The sequence below is a fragment of the Streptomyces sp. NBC_01304 genome, assembly GCF_035975855.1.
In the GTDB taxonomy this organism is placed as follows: Bacteria; Actinomycetota; Actinomycetes; order Streptomycetales; family Streptomycetaceae; genus Streptomyces.
The window spans coordinates 3,926,072-3,942,727 of sequence record NZ_CP109055.1 but is presented as its reverse complement, the minus strand read 5'-3'; the positions used below and the strand labels follow the sequence as shown (position 1 = coordinate 3,942,727).

Sequence of the window (16,656 nt, the reverse complement as noted above, 5' to 3'; positions counted from 1 at the left end):
GGGGCGGCTGGTAGCGTGCGCCGCCGGATCGGGCGAGGGGGAGCCGGGTGGCGGGGGACTATCGGTACGGGTGGCGGCTGTGGGTGCCACGGTGCGTGGCGCTCGTCGTGGTCGGAGCCGTGATCGCGTGGTGGGCCGTTTCGTGCGAGGAGCGCGGGGACCGGCGCGACGACCTGAAGGCTGCGAACAAGGCGCACCTGGCGGCCTGCGAGGGATTGCTGCCGCAGAAGTACCTGGCCGCCTTCGTGCCCGACGGCACCCCGGTGCACGGCGAGGAGTTCGGCTCGATGCTCGATCCCCGCCAGGAGAGCCGGGCGCTGCTCGACTGCCGGCTCGACCTGGGGGTGCAGGTGCGGGCGGAGGGGCTGCTCGGGGCGCCGCGTGCCTCCGCCGACGACACGTACCCCTTCCCGTTCCGGCTGCCGTCCGGCACCAGGGGGCTGCTGGCGGACGACAACGGAGCGCGCGCTTCCCTGGTCGTGGAGTGCCCCGGCGGGGTGCAGGGCCGGGTCCGCGAGAGCAAGGACTTCGAGGTGACCGTCGACCTGCCGACGGGGGACGACTCCTACGGGGACCCCTCGAAGGCGAACCGGTACCGGGTGGCGCGCACCGCAGTGCGGGTCGCCAACTGGGTCGCCGCGCGGCAGAAGTGCGGCACCGACCCGCTGACCACGAAACCCTCGCACGAGGCCGAAGCCGTCATGGCGGGGAAGCCGTCCGGCCTCTGTTCCTGGCTGAAGCCCGGTGCGCTGGGGATCGGCGCCGACGACTGGATCCGTTCCGGGGACGCGTCCTTCTACCGGCAGCAGGGGAGTTGCCTGGTGCGGCGGGATTCCGGCTCGTCCGTCGAGGGAGTCCCCGTCATCGAGGCGGGGGTGGAGAGCCGCTCGGGTCTCTTTCTGGCGGACGGCGAGCGGGAGTACCGCAAGGCCGTGGCCGAGCTGGCGTTCCGGCACCGCGAGCAGGTGCCCGGCCTGACACCGGGGCAGATCGTGTTCAGCAGCGAGAGCCGGCTCGAACTGTGGGCCCGATCGGTGTGCGACGGGGGCACGGCCTATCACCGGGCCGCCCTCCGGCCCGACTTCACGCTCGGCTCCGAGGACGGGTACGGCGACGAGGCGTACGTCTTCGAGAAGGGCGAGCGCAAGAAGCTCTCGACACAGGTGCGCGCCCTCCTGGACCGCTACCTGACGGCCGACGGCGGCTGGGCGAAGAAGGCCCACTGCCGGGACACCGAAATTCTGCAGGAGGCCGAGTCGTGGGACAGCTGACGCAACTGCGGCCGTACGCAGGGAGGTTGGCGGTGGTCGTCTGCGCGCTGGTCCTCGCTGCGGGCGGCTGGCTCGTGTTCGGTGGCGGATCGCCACAGGCGGACGCGTTCGACGATGCCTGCGAAGGAGTCGTCGCCCAGCGTGAGACGAAGGCGGTCCTGGGCGCCGGGGTGCAGGCCGACGAGGACGAGGAGGCCTTCTCCGAAGGATCGCTCGACGGCAGCAAGGGCACGCTTCAGGTGGGCTGCGACCTCGTCGGGGAAGCGCCCCACGTGGGAGAGGTCTCGGTGGACATCTATGCAGTACCCACCCCGAAGTACGAACGCGCCGACCAAGCGGGCGGCCGGGGACTGTACGGCGACCTCAACACCTCCAGATCCGTGCCGCTCGGCCGGGGTTGGCACGGCGTCTTCGCCGAGGAGGCCGACGGGGACGACGCCGTGGCGACCCATGTGCTGCTCGACTGCCGCAAAGGACGCAACGATCTGCTCGTCAAGGTGAAGGTGGAGCTGGAGGAGAGCACCACGGACAACCCGGACCGGCGCACCGCCTTCGCCCGGATCGCCACTGCCACCGCCGCGAACGCCTCCGAACACTGGCGCTGCGACGCCCCGTTGGGCACACGCCTGCGCACCGTCGCCCAGCCGGTGAACGAGGACGAGCACATCGCCCTGGCGGGCGCCGACGGCACGTGTGCCGGTGTGCCCGTCCGGAGCCGGGACGTCACCCGTGCGTGGGAGAGCGCCCGGGCGGGTGCGCCCGCCGAGGTCTGCGAGGTGGGTGACGTGCTGGGCGAGCAGCGCTTCAGGCTCAGCGCCCGCTACGGCCCGTACGCCGAGGCGGAGCGGTACGGCGCCGAGCAGGACGACTACGACTACGAGGAGCCGACCCCGTTCCAGGGCGCCAAGGGCAAGCTGCGCGAAGGGTATTGGGGCACGGCCAAGTGCCCCGGCAGTGCCGGATCCGCCACCTTCGCCGTGCTCGACAGCACGGGGTGGGACCGCGAGTCCGCCGCACGCGGGGACTACACGAAGGCCGACCAGACCTACGCCCGAGCCGCCCTCAAGGCCTTCGCCACCCGCTCGGCCAAGGCCCACGGCTGCAAGGCCCCGGTCACGCCCTGACCGGTGGGGGCGCCGCGGTTCAGCCCTTGACCGCCCCGCCCAGCGCGAAGCCTCCACCCAGCCGCCGCGCGACGAGCATGTACAGCACGATCACCGGCGTCGAGTAGATGATCGAGAACGCGGCGAGCTGCCCGTACACGACCGTCCCGCGGTTGCCGAAGAAGTCGTTGATGCTCACCGCCGCGGGGAACTGGTCCGGGCTCAGCAGGAGCATGAAGGGGACGAAGAAGTTGCCCCACATCATCACGAACGAGAAGACCGTGACGACCGCGACGCCCGGTCCCATCAGCGGCAGCACGATCCGCAACAGGGACTGCAGCGGGGACGCGCCGTCCGTCCAGGCCGCCTCCTCCAGTTCCTTGGGGACGCCGTCCATGAAGTTCTTCATCAGCCAGATGGCGAACGGCAGTTGGGACGCGGCGAAGAGGAAGATCACGCCCTGCATGGTGTCGATCAGCTCGACCTGAACGAACATCGCGTACACCGGCACCATGATCGCGGTGATCGGCAGACACGTGGCGAAGAGGATCGTGAGCAGGAACGGGCGGTTCAGGCGGGAGCGGTAGCGGGAGAGGGGATACGCGGCGAGTGCCGCGCAGACCACCGTGAGGAGGGTCGCGACGCCGCACAGGAGGAGGCTGTTGAGGAGGGGGGTGAAGGTGATCTCGTCGGTCAGTACGGCGTCGAAGTTGGCGAAGGACGCCTCCTTCGGCCACTGCACTCTCAGGTCGGCCTTCTCGTCCAGGGACGACAGGACCACCCAGGCGAGCGGCAGCACGAAGGCGGCGGCCAGGGCGAGCAGGCCCAGGTCGGCGGCGAGGCGGCGGGCCGTGCGCGGGGTCAGGAACGGGCCGCGTGACCGGGCGGCGAACGTGCGCGTCGCCATGTCAGATCTCCGTCCGCAGCAGGCGCATATAGACGACCGAGAAGAGCGAGCCGACCACGAGCAGGAGCAGGGCCACGGCGGTCGCGTACCCGATCATGCTGTTCTGGAAGGCCTGCTCGTACATGTACAGCGGCAGCGTCTGGCTGTCGTTGCCGGGTCCGCCGCGGGTCATCACCCAGATCAGGCCGAAGACCGACAGGGTCTGCAGGGTGTTCAGCATGAGGTTGGTGCCGATGGAGCGGCGGATCATGGGCAGGGTGATGTGCCAGAGACGGCGCAGGCCGCCCGCGCCGTCCATCTGGGCCGACTCGACGATCTCCTTGGGGATTTCGTTGAGCGCGGCCGAGTAGACGAGCATCGAGAAGGCCGTGCCGCGCCAGACGTTCGCGAACGACACCGCGAGGATCGGCAGCGCGAACAGCCAGTTCTGGGTGGGCAGATGGAGCCAGTCGAGGACCGCGTTCAGGGTGCCGTCGCGTTTGAAGAACGCGTACAGCAAGAAACCCGCGACGACCTCCGGCAGCACCCACGCCGTGATCACGATGCCGCCCGTGAGGGTGCGTACCGCCTTCGACGCGCGCTGCATCAGCAGGGCGAGGCCGAGGCCCAGGGTGTTCTGCCCGATGAGCGAGGACAGCACCGTGAACACCAGCGTCAGCCAGACGGCGTTGAGGAAGTCCTCGTCACCGAACGCGTCCAGGAAGTTGTCGAACCCGACGAAGCTCGACTCGGCCTGGCCGGTCAACTGCAGGTCGGTGAAGGCCAGATAGACGCAGTAGCCGATCGGTCCTGCAAGGAACGCCAGCATCACGAGGACGGCGGGGGTGAGGGGCAGGGCGCGGAGGACGCGGGGGCGGCGACGCGGGCCGCCGCCCCGGTGAGCTGTTTTCACGTACGGACGCTCACTTCTTGATCACTTCGCCGTTGGTCGCCGATTCGAGCTCCTCGTCGTAGCCCTTCGCCGCGTCGTCGACCGAGGCATCGCCCGTCGTCACGCCCTCCATCGCCTCCTGGATGGCGACCGAGACCTTCGGGTACGCGGGGAACGCGGGCCGGTAGTGCGTCGTGGCGACCAGGTCCGTGAAGAACTTGATGCCGGGCTGCGCCTTCACGTACGCCGGGTCCTTCGCCACGTCCTCGCGCACCGAGATGCCGGAGTTGGCGATGTACCACTTCTGGGCGTTGGCCTTGGTCTGCATGGTCTCGATGAACTTGAACGCGAGATCCGGGTTGGCGGCCTTCGACGGGATCGACCAGGTCCAGCCGCCGGACATGGAGACCTTGCCGGGCGCCTGGCCGTTCTGCGTCGGCATCGCGGCGAGGCCCAGCTCCTTCGACCAGGTCGGCCACTCGTGGCCCGCGCCCTCCTGCCAGTCCTGCGGCAGCCAGGAGCCGTCGAGGTTGATCGCCAGCTTCTCCTTGGGGAGGAGGCTGCCGCGGACCGTGGTGCCGAAGTTGGGATCGAGCGCGTCCTCGACGTCCGGGCCGAGCTTCTCCTTGTAGACGGTCTCCACGAACTTCAGCGCGTCCTTGAAGCCCTGCCCGCCCTGCACCCACTTCTTCGACTTCGCGTCGTACAGCGGGTCGGTGTCCGCGCCCGTGCTCACGCCTTCCGTCCCGTACAGGAGCATCTGGAAGCCCTGCATGGTGGCGGCCTCGCCGGCGGGCTTGCCGGTGTAGACGTTCAGCGGGGTGACGCCGGGGACCTTCTCCTTGATGGTCCGGGCCGCGTCAAGCACCTCGTCCCAGTTCTTGGGCTGCCAGTCCTCGGGCAGTCCCGCCTTCTTGAAGAGGGCCTTGCTGAACCACAGCCCGCGGGTGTCCGTGCCGTCCGGCACGCCGTACGTCTTGCCGTCCTCGCCCTTGGCCGCCGCCTTGGCGGTGTCGATGAAGTTGGGCCATTCCTTCCACTTGTTCAGGTACGGGTCGAGCGGCTTCAAGTACCCGCTCGTGATGTCCGAGTTGATGAGGAAGGTGTCCTCGTAGACCAGGTCCGGCGCGGTCTTCGAGGAGCGGAGCATCTGCTGCAGCTTGGTGTAGTACTCGGAGTCCGGCGCCTTGATCGGGACAAGCTTCACCTTCTTGCCCGGGTTCGCCTTCTCGAACTGCTTGGTCATCTCGCCGAGATAGGTGTCCATGACCTTGACCGAGTTGTCCATGGACTGCTTGTACGAGACCTTCACGACATCCGGATCACTCCCGGAGTCCGAGCCGCACGCGGTGAGCGCGGTGCCGGCGACGAGCACGGTGGCGACGAGCAGTGGGGCGGTGGGGCGCACGGGTACGACCTCCCAGGGCCTTCGTTGGCTGCTCGGTGAACGTAAGCGCCCAGTCTGGCCAGGTCAATGCCCGTGCGTCCAGGCCGCGAGCCTGCAGGTGAAGTCAGTGGCAGCTGATCGCGCTGTGGCCGCTGCCCCATGTGCAGGAGTCCCGCTGGGTGCCGGTCGGCCTGATCAGGCGGGCCTTGTCGCCGGTGTTGTTCCATACGTACCAGCCGCGGTCCCAGTAGACGACGCCGGACGCGTTCGTGCCCACGCCTGTGCGGACCTTGACCGTCTTGCCGGCGCCGATCCTGTAGCTGCCGAAGGTGTAGGTGTAGCCGGTGTTGTCCTTCAGCTTGTAGCCCTTGAGCTGGACGGCCGAGCTGCCGCTGTTGTGGATGTTGACCCACTCGTCGTTCAGGGAGCTGTTCGAGCCGGTGTCGCTGCCCCGTGAGTCGTAGTGGATGTAGCCGAGGTGCAGCCCGCTCTGGTGGAGGGGCGCTGCGGCCGGGGCCGCGGAGGCCGGGGACATCGCCAGGCCGGTGGCGGCGACGGCGGTTGCGGCTATGAAGCCGGTGATGGGATGGATCTTCATGGATTCCCCCCTGGGAAGTCGAGGGGGATCAGATCCCACTCGAGTGTTCCCTCGAACCCTATGGGCCGGGCCACCCTGGTACGTAGATGCTTCTGGCCCTATGCATCAACTGCCGCTATTTGGCCGGTATTACGGCAGATGCCGCGATTATTTGGCTGCAGTGGTCCACCGATAGTTCAGCTCCGGCCGCCCCACCTGCCCGTACTGCGGACTGCGTGCCGCGAGCCCGGCCGTGACCAGGTGCTCCAGGTAACGCCGGGCCGTGATGCGGGAGATGCCCGCGGTCTCGGCGGCGGCGGTCGCGGTCACGCCCTCCGGGGTCGTCCGCAGAATGTGGGTGACGCGGTCCAGGGTGGGCGCGCTCAAGCCCTTGGGCAGGGCCGCCGGCTGGGGTGAGCGCAGTGCGGCGAGGGCGCGGTCGACCTCGTCCTGGCCGCTGGCCTCGCCGGCGGCGCCGTGGCGGAACTCGGCGTAGCGGACGAGGCGGTCGCGCAGGGTGGCGAAGGTGAAGGGCTTCAGGACGTACTGGACGACGCCCAGGGAGACGCCTTCCCGTACGACGGCCAGGTCGCGGGCCGAGGTGACGGCGATGACGTCCGCGTGGTGGCCTGCGGCGCGCAGGGAGCGGGCCAGGTGGAGGCCGTGGCCGTCGGGGAGGTGCAGGTCGAGGAGGAGCAGGTCGACCTCGCACTTGGCCAGTGCGCGGCGGGCTTCTGCTGCGGAGTGGGCCTTGCCGACGGTTTCGAAGCCGGGGATGCGGTTGACGTACATGACGTGGGCGTCTGCTGCCACGGGGTCGTCTTCGACGACGAGGACGCGGATGGGGGCTTGCTCGGTCATCGGTTGGCCTCCGCGTCTTTTGATTCCCCTACCCGCCCCTTCCCGAAAGGCTGCGCCGCTTGGGGTGGGTGGGGGGCGGTTCTGGGGGCTTCGGCCCCAGGGCCCGTTTCGGGGGCTGTGCCCCCGGGCCCCCCTTTTCGCGCTTCGCGCTCGTCCTCAAACGCCGGACGGGCTGGATCAGGGAAGCCCGGATGGGCCGGACGGGCCGAAAGTGGCAGCCGTACCGTGAACTCCGCACCCGAGGCGGGCGGTTCGGGTGAGCCGGACTCCGCCGAGCCCCCATGCCGCTCCGCCGTCTGCCGCACCAGGGCGAGCCCGAGCCCCCGCCCCTCGCCCTTGCCGGACCAGCCGCGGCGGAACACGTCCTGGCCGGGTGGGACGCCCGGGCCCGTGTCGGTCACCTTGAGCAGGAGTTCGTCGGATGCGGCGAGTGCCGTCACCGTGACCTTCGCGCCGGGGGTGCCGACGGCGGCGTCCACCGCGTTGTCGATCAGGTTGCCGAGGACGGTGACCAGGTCGCGGGCCGGCAGGGAGGCGGGCAGCAGTCCGTCGTCGAGGCGGCTGTCGGGGGAGACCTCCAGCTCGACGCCCCGCTCGTTGGCCTGTGCCGCCTTGCCGAGCAGCAGCGCCGCGAGGACGGGTTCGGAGACCGCCGCGACCACCTGGTCGGTGAGGGTCTGCGCCAGTTCCAGCTCCGCCGTGGCGAAGTCGACCGCCTCGTCGGCGCGCCCCAGCTCGATCAGTGAGACGACCGTGTGGAGCCGGTTGGCGGCCTCGTGGGCCTGTGAGCGCAGGGCCTGGGTGAAGCCCCGCTCGTGGGTCAACTCGCCGGTCAGGGACTGCAGTTCGGTGTGGTCGCGGAGGGTGACCACGGTGCCGCGCCGCTCGCCGCCGGAGACCGGGGAGGTGTTGACGACCAGGACACGGTCGGCCGTGAGGTGCACCTCGTCGACGCGGGGCTCGGTGGCGAGGAGGGCGCCGGTCAGCGGGGCGGGCAGGCCGAGGTCGGCGATGCCGCGGCCCACCACGTCGCCCTGGACGGCGAGGAGTTCGCGGGCCCCGTCGTTGATCAGGGCGATCCGCCGGGTGCCGTCCAGCATCAGCAAGCCCTCGCGCACGGCGTGCAGCGCGGCCTCGTGGTAGGCGTGCATCCGGCTGAGTTCGGCCGCGTTCATGCCGTGGGTGTGGCGGCGCAGCCGGGCGTTGATGACGTACGTTCCCAGGCCGCCCAGGGCCAGCGCCCCGGCCGCGACGCCGAGCAGCCCGGCCAGCTGCTTGCCGACCTGTTCGCTGATGCTCCGTACGGTGATGCCCGCGCTCACCAGGCCGGTGATCCGCCCGCCGTCCAGGATCGGCGTGACGACCCGCACGGACGGGCCGAGCGTGCCGGTGTAGGTCTCGCTGAAGGTCTCGCCGCGCAGCGCGCGGGCCGTGTTGCCGAGGAAGTGCTCGCCTATCTCGTCCCGGTGCGGGTGCGTCCAGCGGATGCCGTCCGTGTCCATGATCGTGACGAAGTCGACGCCGGTGTCCTTGCGTACCCGCTCCGCGTACGGCTGCAGCCGGGCCGACGGATCGGCGGAGCGTACGGCCGTGCGTACCGACGGAGAGTCCGCCACCGCCCGCGCGGTGGCCCCGGCCTGGCGGCCCGCCGCCTCCTCGGCCCGGTCGTGCGCGGTGACGTACGCGAAGACCGCGCACCCGGCGACCACCACGGCGACAAGGACGACCTGCATGGCGAAGAGCTGGCCGGCCAGGCTGCGGGGTCGGGGGATGCGGACGGCAGGGGGCATGCGGCCAGTGTGCCTGGGCAGATAAGCGCGAACTAAATGAACGCAAGGGTGACCGTGCTCACAGGGCGGGACATAGTCACGGCATCCCCCACCCCGGACGTGAGCCGCACGCCGGTGATGCCGACGCAGACGTCAAGGAGGGCAGCCGTGGCCGCCAGCACCCCCGAACCGGCACCCGCAGTCAGTAAAGAAACCAGACGGGACCGCACCCACTACCTGTACATCGCGGTGATCGTCGCAGTCGTCCTCGGTATCTCGGTGGGCCTGATCGCCCCCGACTTCGCGGTCGAGCTGAAGCCCATCGGCACCGGCTTCGTGAACCTGATCAAGATGATGATCTCGCCCATCATCTTCTGCACGATCGTGCTCGGCATCGGCTCGGTGCGGAAGGCCGCCAAGGTCGGTGCCGTCGGCGGTATCGCCCTGGTCTACTTCACGGTCATGTCGCTGGTCGCGCTCGGCATCGGCCTGGTCGTCGGCAACATCCTGGATCCGGGCACGGGCCTCGCGGTGACCGACGCGGTCAAGGACGTCGGCCATGCGCAGGTCGACGCGGAGGCCAAGAACACCACCGAGTTCCTGCTCGGCATCATCCCGATGACGTTCGTCTCCGCCTTCACCTCGGGCGAGGTGCTGCAGACGCTGCTCATCGCCCTGCTCGCGGGCTTCGCGCTGCAGGCCATGGGAGCGGCCGGAGCGCCGGTCCTGCGCGGTGTCGAGCACATCCAGCGCCTGGTCTTCCGCGTCCTCGCCATGGTGATGTGGGCCGCGCCGGTCGGTGCCTTCGGAGCGATGGCCGCCGTCGTGGGCTCCGCGGGCGCGGACGTCCTCAAGGACCTCGCCATCCTGATGCTCGGCTTCTACACCACCTGTTTCCTGTTCGTCTTCATCGTCCTCGGCACGCTGCTGCGGGTGGTCGCGGGGCTGAACATCCTCACGCTCTTCAGGTACCTGAGCCGCGAGTTCCTGCTGATCCTGTCCACCTCGTCGTCCGAGTCGGCGCTGCCGCGGGTCATCGCGAAGATGGAGCACATGGGCGTCAGCAAGCCGGTGGTCGGCATCACGATCCCGACCGGCTACTCCTTCAACCTCGACGGCACCATGATCTACATGACCATGGCGTCGCTGTTCATCGCCGACGCCATGGGTACGCCGATGTCGATCGGCGAGCAGATCCCGCTGCTGCTCTTCCTGTTCGTCGCCTCGAAGGGCGCGGCGGGCGTGACCGGTGCGGGTCTCGCGACCCTGGCCGGCGGCCTCCAGTCGCACAAGCCCGCCCTGGTGGACGGCATCGGCCTGATCGTCGGCATCGACCGCTTCATGAGCGAGGCGCGCGCGCTCACCAACTTCGCGGGCAACGCCGTGGCCACGGTCCTGATCGGCACCTGGACGAAGGAGATCGACAAGGAGCGGGTCGGCCAAGTCCTCGCGGGCAAGCTGCCGTTCGACGAGAAGACGCTGCTCGACGAGCACGCTCCGGACGGGTCCGCCGACGTGCCGCCGCAGGGTGGCGCGAAGGAGCCGGCCGGAGTCTGATCCGCACTCCGCCGTACGCACGCACGGGAGCCCGGGACCTGTTGAGGTCCCGGGCTCCCGTGCGTGGCCGTGTCCGGCCGGCCGGCCAGTCATGCGCGGCGGCCGGTCGGCCGGGCGCTCACGCCTCCGTACAGCTGAAGTCCTCCGGCGCCGTACGCAGCTTGCCGAGGATCCTGCGCAGCGCGGTGAGGTCCCGCTCGGAGAGGTCGGCGAACAGTTCGCGCTCCACCGTGTCGAGCGCCGTGCCCGACTTCTCGAGCCGAGCCGTGCCTTCGGGCGTGATCTCCACGATGTGCCGGCGCCGGTCGGCGGGGTCGCGGCGGCGGCTCACCAGGCCGTCGCCCTCCAGGTCGTTGAGCAGCGAGACGAGCACGCTCGGGTCGACCTCGAGGGTCTCGATGAGCGCCTTCTGGGTGACCGGGCCCTCGGCGAGCTGGATCAGCGTCATCGCATGCCGGGGCGCCAGTCCGGTCGTGGCGAGCGCCCGGCGGATCAGGGTCTCGGTGCTGCTGCCGTGGTACGCGAGCAGGAAGCCGAGACGGTCCTTCGCGGACGCGTCCGGGGTGCCTTCGTCCTTTGCTGCCATGGCTCCACGGTAGCAGTGAGCCGATGATGGATGCGTAAAAATCGTTGATGTGCTTCAATCATTTAACGGTGCACATCATCGGCGTCCCAAAACTTTGGAGTGATTCCTCATGTTCATCGCCTACGCCGCCGTCGGCACCCTGCTCGCGCTCGTCCTGTCCGCATCGGCCTTCCTGACCTTCACCAGGAACGACGGAATCACCGAGTCCATGGCCAAGGTGGGCGTGCCCGACTCCTGGCTGCCGCGCCTGGCCACGCTCAAGACGGCGGGGGCGATAGGCCTACTTGTGGGCCTCGCGGTGGCGCCGATCGGCGTCGCGGCCGCGATCGGCGTCGTCCTCTACTTCGTGGGCGCGGTCGTCACCCATGTCCGGGCGAAGAACTACGAGATGGCGCCGGCGGTCGTGCTGGCCCTGATCGCGGCGGCCGTGCTGGTGCTCAGGCTGGTCTCGGCCTGACGAGGGCGGTTACGGGGCCGGTGCCGCGTCGACGGCGGCGACCAGTTCCACGGCGCGCGAGGCGGGTACGCCCGCCGCGGTCAGACAGGTGACCGCGGCCGAGCGGCCCGCCTCTTCGCTGGGCAGGACGCCGTCGTTCACCGCCTCCAGGAGGCCGAAGAGCACCTGCTCATGGACGTACGCCAATGCCTCGGGCGGCAGCGGTGAGCTGAACGCGCCCTGGTCCAGGCCGCGTTGGAGCAGCTCGGCGCACTCCTTGCGGACCGGGGCGAGGCGGGTGCGGATGCCCTCCATGGTGACGCTGCGCTGGGCCATCGAGACAAGCAGCCGGTAGCGGTCCGCGATCCGCCAGACCGCGAGGGTGTCGCGGGCCAGGGTCGCCGCCGGGTCGGGGGAGGTCGCGCGGTCCGTGCCGTGCGCCGCGGCGACCGCTTCCACCGCGTCGTCGACCAGGGCGCCGACCAGGATCTCGCGGCTGGGGAAGTGGCCGTAGACGGTGCGCCGGACCACCCCGGCCGCCCGTGCGATCTGGTCCATCGATGCGTCCGGGTCGCGCAGCAGCTCCGCGAGGGCGACATCGAGGATGCGGCGGCGGTTGGCGTCGGCTCGGCTCATGCGCTCATTGTCCATGCCCTTCGAATTGCACACCACTGTGCAGTGGCGTAAATTGCACACGGTTGTGCAGTTGCACAGTGATGTGCAAGATCGTGTGCGCCCGGGACCGTGTGCGTACGCCGAGGAGAAAGGCAGGCCACCCCCCCGATGAGCCTCGTCATGAAAGAGCCCGTCGACTCGATGGACCGGCCCTACGCCCGGCGCTGGTGGGCCCTGCTCGTCCTGTGCCTGAGCCTCTTGATCATCGTCATGGCCAACACCGCGCTCACCGTCGCGGCCCCGGACATGACCAAGGACCTGCACCTCAGCAGCTCCGACCTGCAGTGGGTCATCGACGGCTACACCGTTCCGTACGCGGCGCTGATGCTCCTGCTCGGGGCGATCGGTGACAAATACAGCCGGCGCGGCGCGCTCATCCTCGGCCTGCTCGTCTTCGGCGGCGGCGCGGTGGCCGGGTCCCTGGTGGACAGCTCCACCGGGGTCATCGCGGCCCGCGCGGTCATGGGCGTAGGTGCCGCCATGATCATGCCTGCCACCCTCTCCCTCCTCGCCGCGACCTTCCCCAAGAAGGAGCGCGCCAAGGCCATCGTGATGTGGACGGCCACCGCCGGACTCGCCATCGCCGCGGGCCCGTTGGTCGCGGGCCTGCTCCTGGAGAACCACGGCTGGGCCTCGACGTTCCTGATCAACGTGCCCATCGCCGCGCTCGCGATCGTCGGCGCACTCGTCCTCGTACCGCCGTCCAAGGCCGCGCACCACGGCCGGATCGACTACGTCGGCGGCATCCTGTCCGTCGTCTGGGTCGGCGCGCTCGTCTACATGATCATCGACGGTCCGCACTTCGGCTGGGGAGTCGGTGCGATCAGCGCGGCCGTCGTCGCGGGCGTCGCCCTCGTCCTCTTCGTCGTCTGGGAGCTGCGCCACCCGCGCCCGGTCCTGGACGTCCGCCGCTTCGCGAACCGCGGCTTCGCCGGCTCGAACCTCGCCGTCGCGCTGTTCTTCCTCGCGGTCTTCGGCGCCTTCTACTACCTGACCCAGCACCTGCAGTTCGTCCTCGGCTACAACCCCCTGGACACGGGCATCCGGATGCTGCCGCTGGCCGGTGCCGTCTTCGTCGGCTCCGCGCTCACCGGCGTCCTGACCCCGCGCCTCGGCATGAAGGTCACGGTCACGGCCGGCATGGTCGCCGGTACGGCGGCCCTCGCGCTCCTCGCGCAGGTGGACGCGTCGTCGACGTACAGCGCCTTCGTCGCCCCGTTGATCATCCTCGGCCTGGCGATCGGCCTCGCGCTCTCGCCCTGCACCGACGCCATCATGGGCGCCTTCCCCGAGTCCGAACTGGGCGTCGGCGGCGCGGTGAACGACACCTCCCTGGAGCTCGGCGGCTCGCTCGGCATCGCGATCCTCGGCTCGGTCCTCGCGAACGCCTACTCCTCGAACCTGGCCGACGCGGCGTCCGGCACCAAGCTCCCGGCCGACGCGCTGACCACGGCGCAGGACTCGGTCGGCGCCGGATACGCGGTCGCGCAGGGCGTCGGCGACCAGGCTCGCGCGCTTACCGCCAAGGCGGCGCAGGCCGGCTCGCCCGAGCAGGCCGGCCAGCTCAAGGGTCAGGCCGAGCAACTCGCCCACGGAGCCCAGCAGATGGCCGACGCGGTCGGCTCCGCCTTCTCCGACGCGGTCGCCCACACGAGCCTGATCGGCGCGGTGATCCTCGGGGCCGGGACGCTGCTCGTGGCGTTCCTGCTGCCGCGGCGCCGGGGTGCGGGCTCGCGGGTCGTCACCGAATCGGCCGCGCAGCCGGCCGCCGACCGCGAACTCGTCTGATCCCGCGCGGTCCTGACCGCGCCAAGTGTGACTCCCCGACCGCCGGACGGCCGCGCACAGCCGTCCGGCGGTCAGGGCTTTACGCCGTCACATCCCGCCCCCGCTACAGCGGGCAGGCGGCCCCCGCGGGCACGGGGTAGATGCGGTCCACCGTCTGCCTGGCGGTGAGGATCTTGCCGGGCGCCACACCGGTGTTGGGGTTCGCGTCGATGCAGTACGACACGGTCGTGGAGTTCGACACCTCCAGGATCGTCTTGGCCGGGGTGAAGGTGCGTGCCTCACCCTCGGGAAGCATGATCACGACGGGGTTGCCGTACTCCGTGAGACAGACGTAACCCCGCTGGCAGACGAGGGCGCGAGAGTCGTCGCCCGCCGCGGAGGCGGTGCTGACGGTCGCCGCGCTGAGCGCTCCCACGGCGGCGAGGACGGCGCCGGCCGCGACGGCACGGCGCAGATACGTGCTGGGCATGATGCTGAGCCTCCAAGGAGGGGGAAAGGGGGAAGGAGGGGGGCGATCCGGGACGTCGCAGTGACGCGTCAGAGCGACGAGGCGCCAGAGCGACGACGCGTCAGCCCAGACAGCCCTCGCCCGTCGGGTGCAGGCTGAGGCTCACGACGCCCGTACGGACGGACAGGGAGTAGGACTCGCCGGGCTTGATGCCGAAGTTCGGGTTCGCGTCGGCGCAGAAGCCCATGTCCGAGTTGTTCACGTACTCGGTGACGTCGACCGCCTTGCCGAAGCTGTAGGGGCGGTCGGCCGGGATGCTGACGGGGAACAGCTGGCCGACGACCTTCATGCACAGGTGGCCGGACTCACAGCTGAGGGCCGCCGGGGTCACGCTCTGCGCGCTCGCCGTACCGGTGGTGCCCGCGCCGAGTGCTCCCAGTGCGGTGATGACGGTGCCGGCCGCGACGATGCGGCGCTTGATGATGCTGGACATGCTGCAGGGCCTCCACGAATCGGAGCTGGGGGGTGGGGCCGGGGATCACTGTGCCAGCTCAACTCCCCCTTGAACAGGGGGAATTCACGCTCCGATCATGGAAAGCAAGGTCGATGCGGGTAACTGTCTGCTGTTGTGCGGGGATGTCGGCCCCGCACCGGTTTCGGCCCCGCACCGGGTCCTTCCGGTGCGGGGCCTGTCGTCGGCCGGTCCGGGATCAGCCGAAGGGGATCCGTACGAGCGACTGATTGCCGGTGCCGAGGGTGCTCGCGCCGTTGCCGATGGCGTTCCACACCTCGACGCGCACCTTGCCGTTCGTCATGGTGCCGAGCGAGCCGGTGGCCGATTTGAGGCCCCGGGCCTGCGTGTAGTGCTCGTATCCGGCCACCGGATCGGTCGCGAAGTAGGCGTACGTCTCCACCCGCTCCCATGTCCCGTCGCCCGTACGGTCATAACTCACCTGCACCTGCTGCCCGTTGGCCACTGTCGTGCCCGCGTCGACCAGGAGGTCGAACTGCGTCGAGCCGCCCGCGTAGGTGCCGTTCACGCCGCTCGCGGTGAAGGTCTTCGGGTTGTGCGGGGTGCCGTCGTGGTTGGCGCCGCCCGCCGAGGAGAGGGTCGTCGTGGCCGCGGAGCCGGTGCCCGCGCCGAGCGTGCCGTCGCCGCGCAGATGCAGGGTCGACGGGGTGCCGGGGCCGGGGTCGCCGCCCCCGCCGCCGCGCGTCCACACCGCGACGTAGTCCACGGCCATCGCGCGGCCGGACACGGTGGCGGCGGTCGGGGTCTTGCCCGCGAGGGCGTCCGGGAAGGCGCCGCCCATCGCGACGTTGAGCAGCAGGAAGTACCCGGCGTGGCTGGTCATGTTGGCCCAGGCCTCGGCGCCCACGCGGTTCTCGTCGACGCTGTGGAAGAGCTGGCCGTCCACGTACCAGCGCAGGGCGTTCGGGCTGACTGCACGATCCCATTCGAAGCGGTACGTGTGAAACGCGGACTGACAACTGGCCTGGGGGCAGGCACGGTTGGCACCAATACCGGTGGTCTCATTGCACGGTCCGCCGGGGTTCACCCCACAGTGCAGCACGCCCCACACGCTGTTGATCCCATTGACGTTCTCCATGATGTCGAACTCGCCGATGCCCGGCCAGTTCCAGTAGTTCCCGCGGTACGGGGCACCGAGCGCCCAGAACGCGGGCCAGTAGCCGAGCGCCGCGTCGCCGGTGACGTTGGGCATCTGGATGCGGCCCTCGATGGCGAGGGTGCCGCCCGCGGGTGCCTTGAAGTCGGCGCGACGGGACTCGATGCGGGCCGAGGTCCAGTTGCCCGCGCCGTCCTTCAGGGGCGTGATGCGCAGGTTGCCGCTGCCGTCGAGGCTCAGATTGTCGGGCGACGCCGTGTAGTTCTGGACCTCACCGGTACCCCAATTCGCGGGCCCGCCCGGGTAGTTGTGCCCGGTGTCGATCTGCCAGTTGGCCTCGGAGGGCAGCGAGCGCGCCGCCCCGTTGAAGTCATCACTCCACTGCAGGGTCCAGCCGGCCCCCGGTGGCGGTACGTCGCCGCGCGCGCTGCCCGGCGCCATCAGGCCGGTGAGCAGGGCGACCGCGGCCCCGGCCGCGAGAACGGCGGCCCGCCACCGTCTGCGGCGGGGGCACGGTATGGGGTCCATGGGGCGGGGGTGGGCTGTGCTCATGGTGCGCCTCCGTGGGGACGGGGTAGCTTTGAGAGCGCTCTCAGAGTTATCTAGTTGCAGCCATGCGGGCCGTCAATGGCTGCATTGCGTCAAGTTCCTGAAGATGCACGCGAGGCCCGCCCCATGGGCCGCCGAGAGGGCGCCCGCTGGTCGCACAGCGAGCGGGTTCATGCTTACTTTTTGGTGAGTACCTGACTTAATAGTCCGTACTTGTGGGGAAGTTGGCGGCCACAAAGAATA

Annotated in this window: 16 protein-coding genes; 5 read left to right on the top strand and 11 right to left on the bottom strand. The window is 70.0% G+C overall.

What is annotated here, in order from left to right:
• Positions 1–47: 47 nt before the first annotated feature.
• Positions 48–1,271 (top strand): hypothetical protein, encoded by a 1,224-nt coding sequence (locus OG430_RS17025; RefSeq protein ID WP_327353355.1) that lies wholly within the window; start codon positions 48–50, stop codon positions 1,269–1,271.
• On the top strand, positions 1,259–2,395 hold the full coding sequence (locus OG430_RS17020) for a hypothetical protein (protein ID WP_327353354.1): 1,137 nt from the start codon (positions 1,259–1,261) through the stop codon (positions 2,393–2,395). The genes OG430_RS17025 and OG430_RS17020 overlap by 13 nt, the downstream gene beginning before the upstream one ends.
• Positions 2,396–2,414: 19 nt before the next feature.
• On the opposite strand, the gene OG430_RS17015 is transcribed toward OG430_RS17020, so the two are convergent.
• The 6 genes from OG430_RS17015 to OG430_RS16990 form a co-directional block, all read right to left on the bottom strand.
• On the bottom strand, positions 2,415–3,281 hold the full coding sequence (locus OG430_RS17015; protein WP_327353353.1) for a carbohydrate ABC transporter permease: 867 nt from the start codon (positions 3,279–3,281) through the stop codon (positions 2,415–2,417).
• A gap of 1 nt (position 3,282) precedes the next feature.
• Positions 3,283–4,173 (bottom strand): carbohydrate ABC transporter permease, encoded by an 891-nt coding sequence (locus OG430_RS17010; RefSeq protein WP_442816505.1) that lies wholly within the window; start codon positions 4,171–4,173, stop codon positions 3,283–3,285.
• Between the two features lie 10 nt (positions 4,174–4,183).
• Entirely contained in the window at positions 4,184–5,560 is a 1,377-nt protein-coding gene (locus OG430_RS17005; protein ID WP_327353352.1) for an extracellular solute-binding protein, read from the bottom strand.
• 103 nt (positions 5,561–5,663) lie between these two features.
• Positions 5,664–6,137 (bottom strand): lamin tail domain-containing protein, encoded by a 474-nt coding sequence (locus OG430_RS17000; RefSeq protein WP_442816504.1) that lies wholly within the window; start codon positions 6,135–6,137, stop codon positions 5,664–5,666.
• A 147-nt stretch (positions 6,138–6,284) separates the two neighbouring features.
• Positions 6,285–6,977, bottom strand: coding sequence for a response regulator (locus OG430_RS16995; RefSeq protein WP_327353351.1), 693 nt, complete (start codon positions 6,975–6,977; stop codon positions 6,285–6,287).
• Positions 6,974–8,767 carry a sensor histidine kinase gene (locus OG430_RS16990; RefSeq protein WP_327353350.1) on the bottom strand — a complete coding sequence of 598 codons (1,794 nt, stop codon included), beginning with the start codon at positions 8,765–8,767 and terminating at the stop codon, positions 6,974–6,976. Before OG430_RS16990 ends, OG430_RS16995 begins: the two co-directional genes overlap by 4 nt.
• A gap of 117 nt (positions 8,768–8,884) precedes the next feature.
• Between OG430_RS16990 and OG430_RS16985 the strand changes: the two genes are divergently transcribed.
• Positions 8,885–10,303, top strand: coding sequence for a cation:dicarboxylate symporter family transporter (locus OG430_RS16985; RefSeq protein WP_442816717.1), 1,419 nt, complete (start codon positions 8,885–8,887; stop codon positions 10,301–10,303).
• Positions 10,304–10,421: 118 nt separating this feature from the next.
• Here the strand turns inward: OG430_RS16985 and OG430_RS16980 are convergent, their stop codons facing one another.
• A complete protein-coding gene (locus OG430_RS16980; RefSeq protein WP_327353348.1) occupies positions 10,422–10,889 on the bottom strand; it encodes a MarR family winged helix-turn-helix transcriptional regulator in 468 nt (155 codons plus the stop codon).
• A 109-nt stretch (positions 10,890–10,998) separates the two neighbouring features.
• On the opposite strand from OG430_RS16980, the gene OG430_RS16975 reads away from it, so the two are divergent.
• Positions 10,999–11,346, top strand: a complete 348-nt coding sequence (locus OG430_RS16975) for a DoxX family protein (RefSeq protein ID WP_327353347.1) — start codon at positions 10,999–11,001, stop codon at positions 11,344–11,346.
• A 9-nt stretch (positions 11,347–11,355) separates the two neighbouring features.
• On the opposite strand, the gene OG430_RS16970 is transcribed toward OG430_RS16975, so the two are convergent.
• Positions 11,356–11,961 carry a TetR/AcrR family transcriptional regulator gene (locus OG430_RS16970; protein WP_327353346.1) on the bottom strand — a complete coding sequence of 202 codons (606 nt, stop codon included), beginning with the start codon at positions 11,959–11,961 and terminating at the stop codon, positions 11,356–11,358.
• A gap of 147 nt (positions 11,962–12,108) precedes the next feature.
• Between OG430_RS16970 and OG430_RS16965 the strand changes: the two genes are divergently transcribed.
• Entirely contained in the window at positions 12,109–13,788 is a 1,680-nt protein-coding gene (locus tag OG430_RS16965; RefSeq protein WP_327353345.1) for an MFS transporter, read from the top strand.
• 103 nt (positions 13,789–13,891) lie between these two features.
• On the opposite strand, the gene OG430_RS16960 is transcribed toward OG430_RS16965, so the two are convergent.
• From OG430_RS16960 to OG430_RS16950, 3 genes are all read right to left on the bottom strand, one after another.
• On the bottom strand, positions 13,892–14,257 hold the full coding sequence (locus OG430_RS16960; RefSeq protein WP_327353344.1) for a hypothetical protein: 366 nt from the start codon (positions 14,255–14,257) through the stop codon (positions 13,892–13,894).
• Positions 14,258–14,357: 100 nt separating this feature from the next.
• Complete coding sequence (locus OG430_RS16955) at positions 14,358–14,729, bottom strand: hypothetical protein (RefSeq protein WP_327353343.1); 372 nt, start codon at positions 14,727–14,729, stop codon at positions 14,358–14,360.
• Positions 14,730–14,946: 217 nt separating this feature from the next.
• Positions 14,947–16,392: a glycoside hydrolase family 16 protein gene (locus OG430_RS16950; protein WP_442816716.1), complete on the bottom strand. Its 1,446-nt coding sequence runs from the start codon at positions 16,390–16,392 to the stop codon at positions 14,947–14,949.
• Positions 16,393–16,656: the final 264 nt, after the last annotated feature.

Excerpts from the sequence above, each read along its gene's own strand:
- OG430_RS17015 (WP_327353353.1), bottom strand. The coding sequence starts at position 3,281 with ATGGCGACGCGCACGTTCGCCGCCCGGTCACGCGGCCCGTTCCTGACC.
- OG430_RS17000 (WP_442816504.1), bottom strand. The coding sequence starts at position 6,137 with ATGAAGATCCATCCCATCACCGGCTTCATAGCCGCAACCGCCGTCGCC.
- OG430_RS16995 (WP_327353351.1), bottom strand. The coding sequence starts at position 6,977 with ATGACCGAGCAAGCCCCCATCCGCGTCCTCGTCGTCGAAGACGACCCC.
- OG430_RS16990 (WP_327353350.1), bottom strand. The coding sequence starts at position 8,767 with ATGCCCCCTGCCGTCCGCATCCCCCGACCCCGCAGCCTGGCCGGCCAG.
- OG430_RS16985 (WP_442816717.1), top strand. The coding sequence starts at position 8,885 with ATGCCGACGCAGACGTCAAGGAGGGCAGCCGTGGCCGCCAGCACCCCC.
- OG430_RS16980 (WP_327353348.1), bottom strand. The coding sequence starts at position 10,889 with ATGGCAGCAAAGGACGAAGGCACCCCGGACGCGTCCGCGAAGGACCGT.
- OG430_RS16975 (WP_327353347.1), top strand. The coding sequence starts at position 10,999 with ATGTTCATCGCCTACGCCGCCGTCGGCACCCTGCTCGCGCTCGTCCTG.
- OG430_RS16970 (WP_327353346.1), bottom strand. The coding sequence starts at position 11,961 with ATGAGCCGAGCCGACGCCAACCGCCGCCGCATCCTCGATGTCGCCCTC.
- OG430_RS16965 (WP_327353345.1), top strand. The coding sequence starts at position 12,109 with ATGAGCCTCGTCATGAAAGAGCCCGTCGACTCGATGGACCGGCCCTAC.
- OG430_RS16960 (WP_327353344.1), bottom strand. The coding sequence starts at position 14,257 with ATGCCCAGCACGTATCTGCGCCGTGCCGTCGCGGCCGGCGCCGTCCTC.
- OG430_RS16955 (WP_327353343.1), bottom strand. The coding sequence starts at position 14,729 with ATGTCCAGCATCATCAAGCGCCGCATCGTCGCGGCCGGCACCGTCATC.
- OG430_RS16950 (WP_442816716.1), bottom strand. The coding sequence starts at position 16,392 with ATGGACCCCATACCGTGCCCCCGCCGCAGACGGTGGCGGGCCGCCGTT.